The 19,109-nt window shown below is 37.7% G+C and carries 15 protein-coding genes and 1 tRNA gene; 12 read left to right on the plus strand and 4 right to left on the minus strand.

What is annotated here, in order from left to right; genetic code table 11:
• Window positions 1-216 precede the first annotated feature (216 nt).
• Window positions 217-291: transfer RNA gene (locus ACFINX_RS06535), tRNA-Gly, on the minus strand.
• A gap of 186 nt (window positions 292-477) precedes the next feature.
• Between ACFINX_RS06535 and ACFINX_RS06540 the strand changes: the two genes are divergently transcribed.
• The 7 genes from ACFINX_RS06540 (at window position 478) to ACFINX_RS06570 (ending at window position 8,886) form a co-directional block, all read left to right on the plus strand.
• Complete coding sequence (locus tag ACFINX_RS06540) at window positions 478-1,455, plus strand: ABC transporter substrate-binding protein (RefSeq protein WP_375668518.1); 978 nt, start codon at window positions 478-480, stop codon at window positions 1,453-1,455.
• A gap of 63 nt (window positions 1,456-1,518) precedes the next feature.
• On the plus strand, window positions 1,519-2,415 hold the full coding sequence (locus tag ACFINX_RS06545; RefSeq protein WP_375639923.1) for an ABC transporter permease: 897 nt from the start codon (window positions 1,519-1,521) through the stop codon (window positions 2,413-2,415).
• Window positions 2,408-3,202, plus strand: coding sequence for an ABC transporter ATP-binding protein (locus ACFINX_RS06550; protein WP_375618340.1), 795 nt, complete (start codon window positions 2,408-2,410; stop codon window positions 3,200-3,202). The genes ACFINX_RS06545 and ACFINX_RS06550 overlap by 8 nt, the downstream gene beginning before the upstream one ends.
• Before the next feature lie 4 nt (window positions 3,203-3,206).
• Window positions 3,207-4,247, plus strand: a complete 1,041-nt coding sequence (holA, locus tag ACFINX_RS06555; RefSeq protein WP_375648870.1) for a DNA polymerase III subunit delta — start codon at window positions 3,207-3,209, stop codon at window positions 4,245-4,247.
• Between the two features lie 1,937 nt (window positions 4,248-6,184).
• Window positions 6,185-7,114 carry a prephenate/arogenate dehydrogenase family protein gene (locus ACFINX_RS06560; RefSeq protein ID WP_375612737.1) on the plus strand — a complete coding sequence of 310 codons (930 nt, stop codon included), beginning with the start codon at window positions 6,185-6,187 and terminating at the stop codon, window positions 7,112-7,114.
• Window positions 7,115-7,524: 410 nt separating this feature from the next.
• Window positions 7,525-8,379 (plus strand): YihY/virulence factor BrkB family protein, encoded by an 855-nt coding sequence (locus tag ACFINX_RS06565; RefSeq protein ID WP_375645317.1) that lies wholly within the window; start codon window positions 7,525-7,527, stop codon window positions 8,377-8,379.
• Window positions 8,380-8,409: 30 nt separating this feature from the next.
• Window positions 8,410-8,886, plus strand: coding sequence for a YaiI/YqxD family protein (locus tag ACFINX_RS06570; protein ID WP_375612882.1), 477 nt, complete (start codon window positions 8,410-8,412; stop codon window positions 8,884-8,886).
• Between the two features lie 2 nt (window positions 8,887-8,888).
• Here ACFINX_RS06570 and ACFINX_RS06575 read toward each other — a convergent pair whose 3' ends face one another.
• Entirely contained in the window at window positions 8,889-9,584 is a 696-nt protein-coding gene (locus ACFINX_RS06575; protein WP_375668519.1) for a TlpA disulfide reductase family protein, read from the minus strand.
• 32 nt (window positions 9,585-9,616) lie between these two features.
• Here ACFINX_RS06575 and argH point away from each other — a divergent pair, with 32 nt between their 5' ends.
• The 5 genes from argH (at window position 9,617) to ACFINX_RS06600 (ending at window position 16,077) form a co-directional block, all read left to right on the plus strand.
• A complete protein-coding gene (gene argH, locus ACFINX_RS06580) occupies window positions 9,617-11,017 on the plus strand; it encodes an argininosuccinate lyase (RefSeq protein ID WP_375668520.1) in 1,401 nt (466 codons plus the stop codon).
• Window positions 11,018-11,068: 51 nt separating this feature from the next.
• On the plus strand, window positions 11,069-11,248 hold the full coding sequence (locus tag ACFINX_RS06585; RefSeq protein ID WP_375668521.1) for an LPS translocon maturation chaperone LptM: 180 nt from the start codon (window positions 11,069-11,071) through the stop codon (window positions 11,246-11,248).
• 8 nt (window positions 11,249-11,256) lie between these two features.
• On the plus strand, window positions 11,257-12,537 hold the full coding sequence (lysA, locus tag ACFINX_RS06590; RefSeq protein ID WP_375629071.1) for a diaminopimelate decarboxylase: 1,281 nt from the start codon (window positions 11,257-11,259) through the stop codon (window positions 12,535-12,537).
• 126 nt (window positions 12,538-12,663) lie between these two features.
• Complete coding sequence (locus tag ACFINX_RS06595; RefSeq protein WP_375668522.1) at window positions 12,664-15,084, plus strand: TIGR02302 family protein; 2,421 nt, start codon at window positions 12,664-12,666, stop codon at window positions 15,082-15,084.
• Between the two features lie 222 nt (window positions 15,085-15,306).
• The gene (locus tag ACFINX_RS06600; protein WP_375668523.1) at window positions 15,307-16,077 is read left to right on the plus strand and encodes a class I SAM-dependent methyltransferase; all 771 of its coding nucleotides are present in this window, start codon (window positions 15,307-15,309) and stop codon (window positions 16,075-16,077) included.
• Window positions 16,078-16,978: 901 nt separating this feature from the next.
• Here ACFINX_RS06600 and ACFINX_RS06605 read toward each other — a convergent pair.
• Window positions 16,979-17,659 (minus strand): response regulator transcription factor, encoded by a 681-nt coding sequence (locus ACFINX_RS06605; RefSeq protein ID WP_375612220.1) that lies wholly within the window; start codon window positions 17,657-17,659, stop codon window positions 16,979-16,981.
• Between the two features lie 906 nt (window positions 17,660-18,565).
• Complete coding sequence (locus ACFINX_RS06610; RefSeq protein ID WP_375632425.1) at window positions 18,566-19,000, minus strand: EVE domain-containing protein; 435 nt, start codon at window positions 18,998-19,000, stop codon at window positions 18,566-18,568.
• Window positions 19,001-19,109: the final 109 nt, after the last annotated feature.

A 19,109-nucleotide genomic window follows, 5' to 3' on the forward strand; every position in this document is an offset into this window, starting at 1 on the left:
CCAACTCAATGATTGATCATCTCAAATTGCGATTTTGAGCAGAAAAGAAAAAGAGGCTTTAAATGATCTTTGAAAGGCCTTTGAAGACCCTTTGAGAACCCCTTAAAAACTCTTTGAAAAAAATAAATTGGTACAAAACCTAGTGGCAAAATATACAAAACCTGCTGGCAAGCTACACTATAACTCCATACAAGAACGAATAAATACAAAATTCAATGGAGCGGGCGATGGGATTCGAACCCACGACCCCAACCTTGGCAAGGTTGTGCTCTACCCCTGAGCTACACCCGCTTACCGATTCGATATATGTCTTGCCTGTATGGCGTAGGCTTCTACGAATTGCAACAAAAAAATATCATTTTAGTTTGATTTATTTTGTCCATGTTTCGATAAAATGAAATAAAGATTGATTTTAGAAAATTCTTCAGTAATAAATTATTCCTTTTTTAATTTTTGCATGGAGAGGGGTGGAATATAATGTTGAAGAGAATAAATATATTAGGGATTATCATTGCAACTGTTTTTATGATGAACAGTGTTGCAAAGGCCGATGACCAAGTTAAACACGTTAAAGTTGCAATAACGCAAATTATGGTCCATCCTGCTGCGGATGCTGTTCGTAAAGGTGTGGAAGATGTGCTTGCAGCAAATGGTTATAAGCAAGGTGAAAATTTTCAACTTACCTTTTTATCAGCGCAGGGTAATATTTCAACAGCAACGCAAATTGCACGTAAATTTGTTGGTGATAAACCCGATGTTATTGTAGCAATTACCACGCCTTCAGCACAAACGATGTTTGCGGCAACAAAAACAATTCCTATCGTCTTTGCAGCGATTTCTGATCCTATCGGAGCTAAAATAGTTTCTTCGCTTACCAAACCTGGCGGTAATGTAACAGGGAGTTCGGATCGTATAGATGTTGCAGAAAGTGTTAGACTTTTACAAGAAGTAAAACCAGATTTGAAAAAAATTGGTTATCTTTATAATGCTTCTGAGGCAAATTCTGTTTCGACACTTAAAACGTTAAAGGATGTAGCAAAAAAAGCTGGAATTGAAATTATTCCCTCATCGGCACCAAAGCCTTCAGATGTGCAGGCAGCAGCACGCGCTTTAATCGGTAAGGTCGATATTATTTTTGTTCCTGCTGATAATACGATTTTATCTGTTTTAGAAGGTGCAATAAAGGTCTCAGAGGAAGCCAATATGCCTGTATTTACTGTTGATGCTAATACTATCGGGCGCGGGCCTTTTATGACGCAAGGTGTGAATTTCTATGATGTAGGGGTTGATGCTGGGAAATTGGTTGTGCGTATTCTAAAGGGTGAAAAGCCTGGTGATATTGATGTTGTGCAGGCGGCTAATAATGACATTCGAATTGATTTGAAAGCAGCCCAAAAAGCAGGGATTGTTATTCCGCAGGCAGTTATTGACCGTGCAACAAAAGTGATTCAATAACTTTTATTGATAGAGTGTTGATACAATAAAAATACGTTAAGTTTTCATGGGGATTGTCTTTACATGAATATATTTGCGTTTTCTGGTGCTGTGGAATTAGGCCTTATTTATGCGTTTGTTGCTATAGGGGTTTATCTTTCATTTCGGGTTTTAGATTTTCCTGATTTAACAGTTGATGGATCGTTTCTTCTTGGTTCCTGTGTCTGTGGTGTTTTGATTCTCTTGGGTTTCAATGCATGGACAGCTATGGCATGCGCTTTTTGTGCAGGTATGGTGGCTGGTTTATTAACAGCTCTATTGAATTTGCGTTTTGGCATTTTGAATCTTTTAGCTTCTATTTTAACAATGTCAGCACTCTATACGGTTAATCTTCGTATTATGGGAATTATGGGAGGGTCTAATGTTAATTTAGCACTTGCTGATACGGCGTTAACCCCCTTTTATAATCTGTTTGGTTTGTCTGATATTTTTGTGCGTCCTCTTTTCGTTGGTATTGTGTTGCTCGTTATGGCGTTTTTGATTTGGCGCTTTTTGGAAAGTGAAATTGGTCTTGCTATGCGTGCAATGGGCGCTAATCCACGCATGGCGACGGCGCAAGGTGTCCATACATCAGCATTGATATATTTTGGAATGGGGCTTTCCAATGCGTGTGTGGCACTTGGTGGTTCTCTTTATATTCAAACTGCGATTGCAACAGATATTACCGGTGGAATTGGAACAATTGTTTTTGGATTGGCAGCCGTGATTATCGGTGAAACTCTCTTTCGTACGCGCAATATTTTTTGGATTATAATCAGCTGTATTGTAGGGTCTGTGCTTTATCGTGTGGCGGTGCAATTTGCATTTGAAGCAAATGGCATTGGCATTGATACGTCGACAGATCTTCAGTTGATTACTTCGCTGTTGGTTGTTTTAACCCTTATTGTGCCACGCTATTGGAGGAGGCATAAACGTGATTGAGTTTTTTCATGTTGGGGTCACATTTAAACCGCAAACACCTTTGGAAAAACAGGCTTTAATTGATATTAACCTGAAAATTGATCAGGGTAGTTTTGTTACGGTTATTGGTTCAAATGGTGCTGGTAAATCAACTTTGCTCAGTGTTTTAGCGGGTGCTACGCTTCCTTCAACAGGGAAAGTGGTTATCAATGGGCAAAATGTTTCTAGGCAATCAGTCAGTGAACGCGCTGGAAAGATTGCTTGTGTTTTTCAAGATTCGTTAGAGGGAAGTTGTGGTTCTTTAACAATTGAAGAAAATTTGGCTCTTGCTGCTCTTCGAGGAAGTCGTCGTGGTTTGCGTGCGGCTTTAAATCATGAGAAACGGCAATTTTTTCGAGAGAAAATTGCTCAATTAGGCATTGGTCTTGAAGCATATATTCATAATCCTATGGATAGTTTATCAGGTGGGCAACGCCAAGCAGTTTGTCTTGTGATGGCAACATTAGCACATGCGGATGTTTTATTGCTTGATGAACATACCTCAGCGCTTGATCCTGGAATGGCTGATTTTGTGATGCGGTTGACTGAAAAAATCGTTGAAGAGAAAAAATTAACGACTATCATGGTGACTCATTCTATGCGTCAGGCTCTTGATTATGGCGATCGTACCTTGATGTTGCATGGTGGAAAAGTGATTTTGGATGTCTGTCATGAAGAGCGTAAGGGCTTGGATGTCAATGATTTAATTGGCATGTTTCAGAAAGTTCGCGGGGAAGTTCTTGATGATGATGAACTGTTAATGGATTAATAGTGTGGCTCAGAAAAAAGCACATGAAGTTGATCAGTTTCTAATGCGTTTTTCACGTGCTTTTCCTATTGTTCTCATTTATGGGCCAGATCGTGGTCTTATTTGTGAGCGTGCACAATGTTTTGCAAAACTTACACGGGTAGCAATAGAAGATCCATTTTCGACAATTCGTTTGGATGCTGCTGAAATTGATAAAGATCCTGCACGTTTAGAAAACGAAGCGCGTACGTTATCTCTTTTTGGGGGAGATCGTTTGATATGGATCTCTAATGCTGCTAACCAAAAAGGTTTTCTTGCTGCTTTAAAACTTTTAATTGAGAAGCCACCAGAAGCTTGTTTTATTCTCATTGAGGCAGGGGATTTAAAAAAAGGAACAGGGTTGCGCAATGCTGTTGAAACAGCATCAAAAGCGATGGCTTTACCCTGTTTTGCCGATGATATGCGGTCTCTTGACGGTTTGATTGATGAGGTTTTAGGACAGTTTAAGAAGACTCTTTCTTTAGATGCACGTAGATGGTTGCATGAATGTTTAGGGGCGGATCGCCTTGTATCACGAGGTGAATTAGAAAAGCTTTGTCTTTACGCTGCAAATGTTCATATTACTCTTGAAGATGTGAAAGCTGTTGTAAGCGATGTCAGTGCTCTTTCTCAAGATGAAGTCATTGATGCTCTTTTATTGGGCGATATATCAGGCTTTGAAGCGCATTTTAACCGACATGCAGCAGTGCAGGGGGCACTTTTTTTAATTTTGAGTACAGCTCAAAGGCATTTTCAGCAATTACAGCTATTGCGTTATCAGGTAGAGGTTGAAGGAAATTCACCTTTTACGGTGGTTTCTCAGGCACGCCCTCCCATTTTTTTTCAACGGAAAAAGATCGTTGAACAAGCTTTAAAATATTGGAAGTTAGAACAAATTTCTTATGCAATGGAAAGAATTCAGAGTGCTGTTTTAGACAGTCGTAAAAATCCACTTTTGGGCGAAGCTATCATTCGTCAAGTTTTGTTAGGGCTTACAATTATTGCACGACGCCAGATGGCCGCTTAGTGTTTTAAAAATATTATGATTTTTTATTTTAAATACAATACAGAAGCATTTTCAGCAATTACAGCTTTTGCGTTATCAGGTAGAGGTTAAAGGAACGCTATTTTTGAGAAGGCGTTTTAAGAGCTTGAAAGTTTGATAAAAACTTTCCTTAAAAAGACAATCTTGATACAGTTTTATTATCTTATTGTGCCGCAAAACACTGTTCTTTAGGTTAGTAATATAAGGCTCAGGTGAAATTTTATGTGTTCGATGTTTTTTTGTGTGGGTATTTGGTGAATATTAGGTTGGTTCATAGAGTCTTAATGGAGTAACACCCCCATGTAAAACAGAGTATCTCAAACAACAGAAGACACTTGTATGGTAGATTCATACGCTTTCTTAGAAATATTTTTCAATGCGCGTCATATCTATTTCGCGGCGGTGTTTATGAATGGTGTAGAAGTAAAGTTCCTTGTGAAGAATATAAAACCCATAGAGCAACTCTATCTTTATGCTTAATAAAAGCGCAAGTCGACACTCATTATATACTTTGCTAGCCTCTAATGTTACTACAGTTTTTAGCATTAGAGAGCGTTTTTCATCATTTTTTCTCACATGTCTTCTTGTGACGTGTAGCCAAGAGATTTTAATTGATAAGAGGGTTTGTGATGGAAGAATTTTACAGTATTCGAAGTTATGATTCAAATTGAAAAAAAGTATTATTTTTATAAATCAATGTATTATAGATTAATTGAATCATTTACAATAGTGAGCCAGAGGAATCTTTTAGACAAGAAAATGAATTGTTTGCAGATCGGTATGAATTAAGAATCTTCATGGGATGAGAAGAAAGTCAAAATAGATTATGATGAAAACCACAGCACCTATGGGGAAACTTTTATGTTTGATACAGAGATGATTATCTTAGCAATGAATGTGTCTCATAAACAGAGCTAGTCATTGTTTATTATTAATAATTTATTATTTTTCATATTAAATCAATCAGAACAATGTCTTTTGCACGTCATAAGTGGGGGGCGTGTAGATAAAAACTGTACAAGAAAGCACTAAAAATGCCTCTTATGAATGCTCTCAAATTCCAAGGTTTTTTGCAACATTGGGGGTAGGAAAATATAATGATAGTGTTTTATTTAAGTGTGAAGAGGGTCGTGCTTAATAGATTTATAGTTATAACATTTACGAACACTGTCGTGAGATAGGCTAGGGAGCGAGATGTCTTTTAAAACAAACCCATGAATTTGTAATCCAAATTTATTCTGTTGAGGGCGTTCTGTTTTACGTGAGGGGTGTGATTCCATTAAAGGGATATTCGGTGTTTTTTTTTATCAAACTTTTTCTTTATTGAGAGGGCGTGTTTTTCTCATATTTATTTGATTTACGGTATCCGGAATCGGGAGAGGAAAATGTTTTTAATGGTATCTTTTGGTATGCGTTGTTTTACGGTGTTTTCAATATTCGCGAAACTTATGTTGATGTTGTAGGTGGAGGCGCAATACGTTTTATATAGGTCTAATGTACAAATTAATGAACGTATCGGGATAATTGGAGAAGAGTTAGTATCTGCTTACGCTTTTGATGTGTTTTTTTGTGAGTAAATTAGTAAGATAAAGTAAACTGATGGGATTTTATGTAGAGTCGTTGTTATCCTAATTGAGAGTGCATTTTATTTTGTTTCGGTGATGCGCTTTGATCAGTAATTAAGAGGGAGTTTTAGAGCGTGATGTTAGATTTCTCGTCATTTGTTTTTTATGTGTTTTCTAGGTAAAGTGATCTGTTGTCAGCTTGCGCAGGTGATAATTGGTAAACTGCGTTATTCTTTATTCCCTAGTTGTCATTTTTTAATGTTTTACGCATAACTCTTGAACAAACAAACAAGAAAATTGTGATTTTACAATTAGTCTTTATTGCCATTTGCAAAGAATCTTTGAAGGTGAAAGATGCTCCATACTCAGTTTGAAAAAATAGCACTCATTGGGATCGGTCTGATTGGGTCTTCTTTAGCAAGAGTGATTAAAAAGAAAAATCTTGCGGCTCAGATTTCTATTGCAACACGTCGTCCAGAAACCCTGAAAAGAGCGCGAGAATTGGAGCTTGGGGACTTTTATACGACAGATAATGCAAAAGCTGTTGAAGGAGCAGATTTGGTTATTCTTTCTGTTCCTGTTGGGGCTAGTGCAGAAGTGGCAAAAACCATTCGTGATCATTTAAAACTTGGAGCGATTGTGAGTGATGTTGGTTCTACGAAAGCGTTGGTTATTGCGGAAATGGCACCTTTATTGCCAAAAACGGTTCATTTTATTCCAGGGCATCCAATTGCTGGAACGGAATATTCAGGACCGGATGCTGGTTTTGCTGATTTATTTATGAATCGTTGGTGTATTTTAACGCCTTTTGCGGATAGCGATGCTGCTGCTGTCGCACAATTAACAGCGTTTTGGGAAGCTTGTGGTGCGCGTGTCGAAAAGATGGAACCTAAGCATCATGATCTTGTTTTGGCTATTGTTTCACATTTACCCCATTTGATTGCGTATAATACTGTTGGGACAGCGAGTGATTTAGAAAAAGTAACAAATTCGGAAGTGATTGCTTATTCCGCTTCCGGTTTTCGTGATTTTACGCGTTTAGCATCTTCTGATCCCGTTATGTGGCGAGATATTTGTTTGCATAATAAGGATGCTATTTTAGAAATGTTGAGCCGTTTTAGTGAGGGGCTTGCTTTTTTAGAACGGGCAATTCATTTAGGAGATGGTGAGACACTGTTTAACTTTTTTACACGTACGCGTGCTGTACGCCGCAATATTATTGATGCTGGACAGGAAATTGATGCTCCTGATTTTGGGCGTCAGAATGTTTCTAAAAAAGGGTGAGTAAAAACAAGAGGTTTTTGTTGAATTTCGTTGGTTTTTTCTAAAAACCGATAAGAAGTTTTTTCTCTACTCAGTCATAGATTGCAATAAAAAAGAGTGGCGATTGCTCCGATATAGATAACCATGACTTCAAAAGATTTTATGTGTGCACGATCATCTTGCTTAGTTCTCTATAGGGCATATGATGTACAGAAGAGGTTCCTGATCTGTAGAAGTAACAAAAAAATGAGGTCGTTGTAGAACTTCATAGAGTGGGTTATTGTTTTTGTTTTGGTATAAAGTCGGGCTTGACCGTATTGATTATTGACCGTTATATTGCAACATTGCAAAATGTTTATTTGCAGAGTTTTGATGATTTTTATAAAACTTGAAATAGACTGAGGAAGAGTTTTACCAGAAAGTATTGAGTTTTGTTAAAAAATATCTTTTGGTATAGCTATCGTATTTTGTGTGACGCAGTAAGTCATTATTGGCGTGATAGTGGGAGTGCTTTTGCAAGCCATGTTGCGCTATCGGGGCTTTTAGCATTTTTCCCTTTTTTTATTTTTGGAACATCGTTTGCTCGTTTTCTAGGTGCTTTTACTTATACACCGCAGAAAATTAAAGCACTGGTGCAGTTATTGCCTGATGTTATTGCAGAGCCTTTATCTCAGGAAATTGTTAATGTTTTAACCATTCATCGAGGAGGTGTGTTGACGCTTTCTGTCATTGGAACGGCTTATTTTGCTTCTAATGGGATAGAGGCTTTGCGTACGGCTTTAAATAAAGCTTACCGTGTTACTGATCGACGGAGTTTGTTATTTTGTCGTTTTCAAAGTCTGTTTTTTGTAATCCTTGGAGCTGTTGGTCTTGTTGTGATTAGTTTTTTATTGATTTTGGCGCCTTTGTTGATCAAAATTATGCAAAATCATTCTTTTTTTATGACTGAATATATTGCTGTTATTCGTGTATGGCGTTATACAGTTGCAATCGTTATTTTGTTTATCAGTCTTTTGATTGTTCATAAATGGCTTCCAGCAGGGCGGCGGAAAATTATAGATATTTTACCAGGAATAGTGGTGACAATGTTTATATGGTTTATGGCTTCTATCGCTTTTGCGCAATATTTAACGATGTTTGATTATATTTCTACCTATGCAGGGTTGGCATCTATTATGGTTGCTATTATTTTTCTGTACATATTGAGTGCAATTTTTATTTTGGGAGGAGAAATAAACGCGGCGATAATGTTTTATCGCAAGGATTTGCAACATTCAGATAAATGAAAGAGCTTATTATTGCTTGAAAGCCAAGGTATGATTATCCCAATAAAGCCTGCTATCACTTTGTTGATTGATGCAGATGCTTGTCCTGTAAAAGATGAAGTTTATCGTGTGATGAATCGTTATCAGCTTAAGACATTTGTTGTGGCAAATCGTTCTTTGTCCCTTCCAGATGAAGCACTCATTGAAAGAGTGGTCGTTGCTGGTGAATTCAATGGTGCTGATGATTGGATCGTAGAACATGTGCATGAGGCAAGTATCGTTATTACCAGTGATATTCCTTTAGCAGCGCGGGTTGTGCAAGCTGGGGGTTTTTGTCTTTCGCCAACGGGGCGTATTTTTGATGTAAATTCAATTGGTCAGGCTTTGGCGATGCGCAATTTGATGGAAGATTTGCGTGGACAGGGCAGTATAATAGGTGGTCCCCGTCCTTTTTCTCGTAAAGACCGTTCTGCTTTTTTGTCAGCACTGGATCTTGTTATACAACGTTTAAAAAGACGCGGTTATTAAAGTTATAGGGCTTCTTTAATGACTGCTTTTATAAGTGCTTTGGCATCGTCATTGGCCCACGGAGCTGCACCATTGAAAGAAGCAATGAGATATCCATCTTTATCAATGAGTAATGTAATGGGGAGTCCTAAAGCGAGCCCCTGTTTTCTAACATTGTTGAAAATATCCATTGTTTCATCGCGATAGTAAAGCAAATTATCTGAATGAATATTCTGTAAAAATTGCTGAATTTTTTCAGGAGAAGCAGTTTTATCGATATTAATAGCTATGACATCAAAGTTTTCTCCACCTAATTCACGTTTTAATTGCGCAAGTTCAGGCATTTCTGTGCGGCAAGGTGCACACCAAATAGCCCATAGATTGACCAGCATTGGTTTTCCAGTAAATTCGCTGAGTGTGTGCTCTTTTCCTAGAATATCCTTGAAAGAGAGTTTATTCATATCTGAGGGCGTATCAGCAAATCGTATGTGGCTAAAAAAGCCTTTTGCTGCTTTTCGTATCGCCATCATTTTTTCTGCTCGTGCTTTATCAGTATTTATTTCTTGTGCTTGTGCTGCTGAAATGAAATTGAAAAGAAAAAACTCTCTTTTGGTATCGTAGTTTATGGTTGCGTATAAACTCAATGCAATGATAAAGAATGCAAGGGAAAGTTGCCTTTTTTTATTGTTTTTTTTGCTGATGAAAATTTGAAAAATCATAATTTTGTCCTTTGGATGGGTGTTTTCAGAATATGACAGATGAGAAGTTAAAGAACCAAATGTGGGGTGGTCGGTTTGCGGCAGGCCCTGCTGCAATTATGGAAGAAATTAATGCTTCTATTGATTTTGATCAAAAACTTTATCGACAAGATATTGAAGGTTCTCTTTCTCATGTGGCTATGTTAGCGCAAACGAAAATCATTTCACAATCAGATTATGAAAAAATTGTTCATGGTTTGAAACTTATTCGCCAAGAAATTGAAGACGGTAAATTTGTTTTTTCACGAAAGCTTGAAGATATTCATATGAATATTGAAGCGCGGCTGAGCGAATTGATAGGTCCTGTAGCTGGGCGTTTGCATACGGCGCGTTCACGCAATGATCAAGTTGCTGTTGATTTTCGCTTGTGGGTATGTGAAGCAACGCAAAAGATAGCACAAGCTTTAAAAGGATTGATAGAGCAATTACTTATTCGCGCAGAACAACATGTTGATACCTTTATGCCAGGCTTTACGCATTTACAATTGGCTCAACCTGTAACATTGGGTCATTATATGATGGCTTATGTTGAAATGTTTGGTCGAGATTTATCGCGGATGCGTGATGCTCTTGAGCGAATGAATGAATCGCCTTTAGGGGCGGCTGCTTTAGCGGGGACAGGCTTTCCAATTGACCGTTTTATGACAGCAAAAGCGCTAGGCTTTCGGGAACCTACACGCAATTCAATTGATAGTGTTTCAGATCGTGACTTTGCATTGGAATTTTTAAGCGCTGGCGCTCTTTGTGCAACACATCTTTCACGTTTAGCAGAAGAAATAATTCTTTGGTCAAGTGAACAGTTTTGTTTTATTCATTTATCAGATGCTTTTTCAACGGGTTCATCTATTATGCCACAAAAGAGAAATCCTGATGCGGCAGAGTTAGTACGAGCGAAAGCAGGTCGATTGAATGCTGCACTTATGGGATTGTTAACGGTGATGAAAGGATTACCGCTTGCTTATTCAAAGGATATGCAAGAAGATAAGGAATATGTGTTTGATGGGGCTTTGAGTTTGGAATTATCACTCGCAGCAATGACAGGGATGATTGCTGATTTGAAAGTGAATAAAAAAGCTATGAAACAAGCAGCGGATTTAGGGTATGCAACAGCTACAGATTTTGCGGATTGGCTTGTACGCAATTTAGGGATTCCTTTTCGCAAAGCACATCACATCACAGGGTGTGCTGTGGCATTGGCAGAAAAAAAACAGTGTCGCCTTCATGATTTATCATTAGATGAACTTCAAGCAATTTGTCCTGATATCAATGCGACACTTTTTGATGTTTTGACCGTTGAAAAATCTGTTGAAAGTCGTAAAAGCTTTGGGGGAACAGCGCCTTCAGAGGTTCTTCGACAAATTGCGTATTGGAAAAAGCGTCTCGTGAGCGCTTGAGTGATTGTATTTTAAAGGTAAAAAAGAAATCGAGATGAGGAAAGAGGACAGATGAAAATTATAATAAAGGGGTTGATGGTTGTCCTTTTTGGGGGCTTGGGTATCGTTGGGTGTGGGCGTAAAGGGTCATTGGAGATGCCTCCTTCAACAGGAGTGAATTCTTCACAAGGAACTTTTGTTTCTCAAGGCAAAACAGATAAACCTTTTATTCTTGATCGGTTAATACAATAGGAATTTTTATGCGTTTTTTTTCTTATCATCAGGGTGTGCTTCACGCTGAAGGTCTTTCTCTTTTGGAACTTGCGCGGGAAGTTGGAACACCTTTTTATTGTTATTCAGCTAGCGCAATCGTTGCACATTTTAAAGATTATCAGAATGCATTTCATGATATGCCGAGTTTAATTGCTTATGCGGTTAAAGCGAATTCCAATCAAGCAGTTTTACAACTTTTAGCTAACAATGGAGCGGGAGCTGATGTGGTCTCAGAAGGGGAATTACGGCGTGCACTTGCTGTTGGTATTCCTGCGCAGAATATTGTTTATTCTGGTGTTGGTAAAACAGTGAGAGAAATAGATTTTGCTCTTGCACAAGATATTTATTGTTTTAACGTTGAATCAGAGCCAGAACTTGAACAATTATCGGCGCGGGCTGCTGCGCTTTCAAAAACAGCTCGTATTTCTTTACGCCTTAATCCTGATGTGGATGCTAAGACTCACAAGAAAATTACAACAGGTAAGTCTGAGAATAAATTTGGTATTCCACTGTCTTTGGCGGGTGATGCATATAAAAAAGCAGCTCAATTGCCTGGTCTTCATGTGTGTGGTGTTGATCTCCATATTGGCAGTCAAATTTGTGATTTAAAACCGTTTGAGGATGCATTTGTTATTGTTGCAGATTTTGTGCGTCAATTATGGAATAATGGTTATGCGATAACCCATATCGATATTGGGGGCGGGCTTGGTATTCCTTATGGTTATGAGCAGAATCCAGTACCTTCTCCTTTTGAGTATGCAGCACTGGTAAAGAAACATATTGCGCCTTTAGGGATCAATATTATCCTAGAACCTGGGCGTAGTATTGTTGGTGAAGCCGGTGTGTTGGTGACATCGGTTGTGTATTTAAAAAAGGGGGAAGGACGAAATTTTGTTATTGTTGATGCGGCGATGAATGATTTCATGCGTCCAACGCTTTATGATGCGTGGCAAAATGTAATGCCAGTGAAAAAAACACCAATAGATGCCCCTCTGATTAATGCTGATATTGTCGGTCCTATTTGTGAAACTGGTGATTATTTAGGCTTGGAACGTTCTTTGCCAGTGTTGAAAGCGGGTGATGTTTTGATGTTAACAGGAGCAGGGGCTTATGGCGCAGTGATGGCAAGCACTTATAATAGTCGACTTTTGGTGCCGGAAGTTTTGGTTCAGGATACACGTTATGCAGTCATTCGTCCACGCCTTGATTATGCACAATTGATAGGCTGTGATCATATTCCAGATTGGATTGAGCCCAAATTAGATTGAGCATTATTAAATATTTTGGGTCTTATTTTTACTAAACTTTGATGAAACAATTTATTTTCTAGAAATTGTTTTGTATGGGGTTTATGATCTTAATGCACCACGATAAAAGGGGATAAATGCTTGTTTATGAAAAATAAAAACATCAAAGGTTTTGCAATGAAGCTTTTGTGTGTGCGCATTTTGATGTGGGGGATCCTTTCATTTGAACGGATGTGGGTACGGTTGTTGCCATTTTTCCTCGTTCTTAGTCTCTTTTGTTCGTTTAGCTGGTTGGGACTTTTTGGTATTTTGGGCTATTGGTCACATTTGCTCTTACTTGGGGTTATACTATTTTGTGCTGGGGCGAGTTTATTTTTTCTTATTCGTTTTCGGTTTCCCACAATGCGGGAAGTAAATTGCCGCCTTGAACGCGTTAATGATCTTAGACACCAGCCTTTGAATATTCAGACAGATCGTTTATGTTCTGAAAATGATGAAGATTTTAGTGCTGTTATTTGGCGTGAACATCAACGCCGAATGGCAAAGCAATTATACCATTTAAAAACTGGATTTATCTCTCTTAATAATGCGGATTATGATCCTTTGGCTTTGAGGGCTTTGTGTGCTCTTCTTTTTGTGTGCGCTTTTAGTTTTTCTTTTGGTTCACAAGGGGGGCGTTTGGCTGATGCCTTTGATTTTCGTCCTATCGTTGATGAAAAACTCATGCGGATTGATGCTTGGGTAACACCACCTGCTTATACCGGTGTGGCACCGATTTATTTGACAAAAGATGAGAAAACACAACTAGAAATCCCTGAAGGGAGTAATGTTGTTGTGCGTGTTGTCAATGGGGCTGGCATTACAGTAAAAGCAAAGTCTGTAGAAGATGGGAGGGAAGTTTCGTTTTCAGAGAAAACGGAACAAACAGCTTTGAATGATCCAATTGTTCATTTTGAAACACATTTAAAGCATCCAATAAATTTATTTGTATCATCACGTCGTAAAAAACAGCAATGGCATTTGCAGATAATTAAGGACACGCTTCCAACAATTCATTGGTTGGAAAAACCAGGGAGGATTTTAACGGGATCATTGGAGTTACGATATGTGGTGGATGATGATTATGGTGTGACAAAGGCTTTTGTTGAAATAGAGCCTTTTCTTCCTCAGAATAAAAGTGCTTCTTCTCTTTATAATGCTCCGGAAATAGAACTTCTTCTTCCGCGTGGTGGAAAGGGGAAAATGCGAATGGTGCAGGATATATCAGCGCATCCATGGGCAGGTTCGCAAGTCAAAATTACTTTGGTGGCAGAAGATGGTGCGGGGCAGAAAGGGCGTAGCAAAACTTTTGTTATGATATTACCACAGCGTGTTTTTTCGAATCCTGTTGCACGCGCAGTGGTTGAATTGCGTCGTCTATTAGCTCTTGATGCTTCTGTGAAAGAGCGTGTATTGGATATGCTTTCTGCTTTGCTTGTACGTCCAGAAAAGGGGTTGCAAAATGCATCGCATTTTATTGTTCTACAAAGTGCGTGGACAAGACTTTCTTTAGCACAAACAGACGAGGATTTGCGCGATGTGGTGGATTATTTATGGCAAATTGCTTTGGGTATTGAAGGCAATCAACTTGAATCCGTGCAAAAAAAGTTAAAACAAGCACAAGCTGCTTTACGTGATGCATTGCGTTACGGTGCTTCAGCGGCAGAAATTGAACGGCTTATGGCAGATTTACGTCAAGCTATGGATGAGTATATTCGTGCTTTGGCTGAAAAAGCACCGGATAGTCAAGTTTCTAAAAGCTCAAAAAGTCCTAATCTTTCTGAAGCTACATTACAAGAAAAGCTAAATTTAATTGAGGAAATGGCTAAAACAGGCTCTTCTTTAGCAGCTGAACAACTCTTGGCAGAAGTTGAACAGACGCTTGATCATTTGCATGTGCAAAAAGGCAATCAAAATGAGGGAGAAAAAAGCCAATCTGCACAAATGAAAGAAAAGATGGACCAGCTTGGAGATTTAATGCGTCGTCAGCAAGAAATTCTCAATGAAACACATCAGTTAGAGATGGAACAAAAACGCGGAGAAAATGTACCGGAAACACAAAAAAAATCTTTAAAAAAACGTCAAGCTGAATTGCAATCTGAATTATCAACATTAGAAAAAGAATTATCAGAACAAGGATTTGAAACAGGGGGGGCGTTGAAAAGGGCAGAAGAAAAAATGAATTCTGCGGAAAATGCGCTTGATAATGGAAATCATCAGGTATCTATACAAAATCAGTCTGATGCTTTGGAATCTTTGAGGCAAGGTGCACAAAATGTTTTGAAAAAAATGCGCGAAACACTTAAAGAAACGGGAGATGATCAAAATGCTGATTCTGGTCCTAAAGATCCGTTAGGACGTCCACTTTCTTCAAAAACAGATGAAGAACAAGAAGGCGAGGCACTACCACAAGAAAGTGATCAAATGCGTACGCGGCAGATTTTGGATGAAATTCGCAAACGTCTTGGTAAAGAGCATCTTTCAGAAGAAGAAAAAAACTATCTTGAAAGATTGCTTCATTTTAATTAACCAGTGTTGGCTTTTTTCTTAATTGATGTCAAAAACAGTATATGAAGAACCTCTATGGGGTTTATCTCCAAAAAAATGATTAAAGTGCTTGTAAGGCAATAATCATCCTGTTGTACTGATTTTTTAATCATTTAAGTTTAAAATATGCAATATTGAAATGTTCGCTATTGCGGAAAAAAAGCAGAAGTCCATATAGGTTTGGTATATGAAAATCTGTAATGTTTGAAATTTGTTTCTACATGGTATGTTGAGTTGGATATCGTTACGCTGAAAGATTTTTATGCTTCTGCACTTGGACTGCGTGTGCAAAAAACGCTGTGTGACCAATTGAATTTATGGTGGCCTGATCTTACGGATAAACGGATTATGGGATTGGGTTATGCACTTCCTTATCTTTCTACATTGCGTGAACGTGCCCAACAATGTTTTGCTTTTATGCCAGCTTCTCAGGGTGTTTCGCCTTGGCCTTGTTCTGAGCAAGTTGCTACAGCGCTTGTTTTTGAAGAAGATTTGCCACTTCCTGATGCGTCAGTTGACTGTATTTTATTGGTACATGCATTAGAATATACAGAAAATTCATTTGAAACGTTGAATGAAATATGGCGTGTTTTAGCACCCAATGGTCATTTGATCGTTATTGTTCCTAATCGCTCTGGCTTTTGGGCGCGCAATACGACTACGCCCTTTGGTTATGGCGAACCTTATAGTCAACAACAGCTTATTCGTTTGTTCGAAAAAACAAATTTTATTTCTGGACCAATACAAGAAATTGTACACTATATGCCCTCTACGGGGTATTTTTCGCGGTTGTTCTCATTTTTTTACGAGCCATTTGCTCGCTATCTTTTGCCTTATTTTGGTGGACTCTTAATGTGTCAGGCACAAAAACGTGTTTATCAGGGTTTGCTCGTACAGCGTCGTCAGTCGCGACGTATTTTTATTCCTGCTTTATCACCACAGACAAGAAATATTTTAATTTATAAAGATAATTAATCATTTTGTCATTGTCATAAGAATCGCAAATATAGAGGCATTCTCTTATTTCAATTTTTTGCATTTACAATTAAAAAATATTCTTTTGTACATTAATATGTGGAATTGGTATGTGAATAAAAATCTCAAGTATCTATATACCGAACCATATTTCATGAATAGTGGAAACATTTTAAAAGAAAAAAATGCTGGTATCTTCGTAAACGTAAAAATAGCAGAGTCCAAGAGATCTTACATAATATGGTTTATGGTGGTTAAAAACTGTACAAGGAAGGATTACAATGCTTCTTATAAACCATCTCAAGTATCAAGGGCTCCTCTGCAACATAGAGATCTAACATAAGTGTGTGATGGTGCTGGCTTGTTCTTTTATAAGCGTAAAGATGGTGATGCCCAGTGGCTTTATCGTTAGGATAAACATTTAGCGTTATATCATGAATTATATAACCTCTTAAGAGGAGATAAAGTTATAAAGAATGGAGGAAAACTATAAAGATAAAAAACATCTCTCAAGTTAGGTTAGTGAATGTGAGATAAAGCAGTGCGTGGAGCGGTTTTTCTGAAAAAAATAATCATAAATAGCACTCATCTAAAGATGATAGTTATGATCAAGAATGTTGCTAAAAGATATCACGATTATTTATATGCGAAACATATTAAAAACTTTAGAAAGAACAAAAGCATGTGAAACAGAAGTTACAAAGTATATCGTGAGGGTTGAAAGCATTTTTGTTTTTGGTTCTCATGTTGGAATATTTCGTTTTTTATTCATAATGTTATATATTTTGTCATAAGAGTAAGTTCTATGTAATAGCATTCGAATTATATGCGAAGGTTTTTTCATCTCGTTTCTGTTTTCATTTAGAATATTAAAATTATTTTTGAAACAGAAAATCTCGAATTAAAGATTTAAACGGTAACCATTTTGATCTGTTATGAGAATTTGCGCATTGGAGGGATCGTTTTCGATTTTTTGTCGCAAACGATAGATATGGGTTTCTAAAGTATGGGTGATAATATTTTCATTATATCCCCAAACTTGTTCTAACAATGTTTCACGGCTGACAATTTTATCATTGGCATGATAGAGACATTTAAGGATCGCTGCTTCTTTTTCTGTGAGACAGATTTTATTGTTGCATTGATCAAGAAGAAGTTTTTGTCTTAGTTTAAAAGTATAGGGACCAATATGAAAGGTTGCGTCTTCATTTTGTTCATATTGGCGCAACTGTGCTCGAATTCTCGCTAATAACACCGCAAAGCGAAAGGGTTTTGTTACATAATCATTGGCGCCTGTTTCAAGATCTAAAATATTATCACAGTCTGTATCATAATTTATTATCATGATAATGGGGGCACGAAATCCTTGGGTGCGTAATTGTTTAACGGCTTTGTAGCCATCAAGATCAGGAAGTTGAAATCCCAAAATAGTGAGATCAATATTTTCTTCTTGGATTATTCTCATTCCCGCTTCTGCTGTTTTTGCTTGGAAAATTTTAAACTCTTGATGCATTTGCAATTGTTCTACTAAAATAGGGCGTAGATCATCGTCTTCAACGATTAAAAGAGTATAGTGGTTCATGTTTTTCCTTATAGGCATGTTGATGCACTGATTGATATAGTTTCATGAAAAATAAGATTTCATGCAAGAAAAATTAAAAGAGGAAAATTAAAAAAGAGCGCTTCTAAAAAATAAACTTTTATAATTTCTAATGGTTGCTTGCTGAAAAGACGGTATTCCGTCTGCAGGGTATTTTACGTATTGGTTGGAAGCGTTTTTTTATGTTCTAGAACGTGTTTTAGCTATTGAGTGTCATCATCTTTACGCTTTATGGAGAAACAAGGTGTGGCACTATCATTCACTTTGTCAGCTCGTGGGTGTTGCGGACAGTCCTTGGCACTTGAGACGATTCATAGGAGGAATTTTTAGTCCTTTCTTTCACGGTTTTTTCCATATGGGACTTTCTCCGTTTAGAATGTGCAAGCAAATAGCCTTTGATTGATTCAATATAAACAGGTTGGGAATGAGAGAATCCTGCGGTATGAGGCGCACTCGTCCAACATGCAAAACAATGAACACGCAATATGATGCGTTTTTTAAGCGTGAAGAGAATTGTGCAACACCTAGCACATATGCACTGTTTAGGAGAATTTCACGATCATTTTTATTGTTTTTTATCCACGTTCAGTTTTGTTTTTTTGTTGCATTTGTGTGTGAAGGGGCTGTGTGTTATGTTCGTGGTGTTGCTTATTATAATTGTTGAGCAAGCTTTGCCTTTAGCAATGCCGAAAAGATGCATCATAAAGAGGTTTTTTGTGTAATTTGGAAGGAGACTGTATTGAGAAAGAGTGCAGGATAAAAAATGACAAAAAAATATCATATTTATGCATTTAGCATGAGAATACCTCAACAGAAGGAGGTGTTGTGCTTATTCTTCTGCGCTATGAAGCATCTTTTTATATGAGTTAATGAATAAAAATTATTGTTTTAAGATAAAAGCATTTCCCTCTTAAGGTTGCCCATCAAACAGACTTCTTTCCATTCATCTTCTGTCACGGGTTGCACTGATAAGCGGCTGGCTTTGACCAGCACCATATTTGCTAGTTTGGGATTAGCTTTAATTTGTTTTAATGAAACAGGTGTTGGCATGTCACAAAGTGCACGGATGTCCACACATTCCCAGCGTGGATCAGAGCTTGTAGAATCAGGGTGTGCTTCAGCACATATTTCTACAATTCCTACAATTTCTAAACCTTTATTTGAATGATAAAAAAAACCTTTATCACCATATTTCATAGCGCGCATATTATTACGAGCTTGATAATTGCGTACACCATCCCATTGTTCGCCATCAGCTCCTTTTTTCTTTTGCATCTCCCATGACCATTTATGGGGTTCAGATTTAAAAAGCCAATAAGCCATGAGTTCTCCTTTTTCATAGACTGTTATGTATTTATCATACGGATTTTTATAAGTATTTTCGTAATATCCTTAACGATAATTTTAAAAATGGGGTAAAGAATTTCTTATT

This window comes from Bartonella sp. AP36NXGY, from assembly GCF_042195865.1.
Lineage (GTDB): Bacteria > Pseudomonadota > Alphaproteobacteria > Rhizobiales > Rhizobiaceae > Bartonella.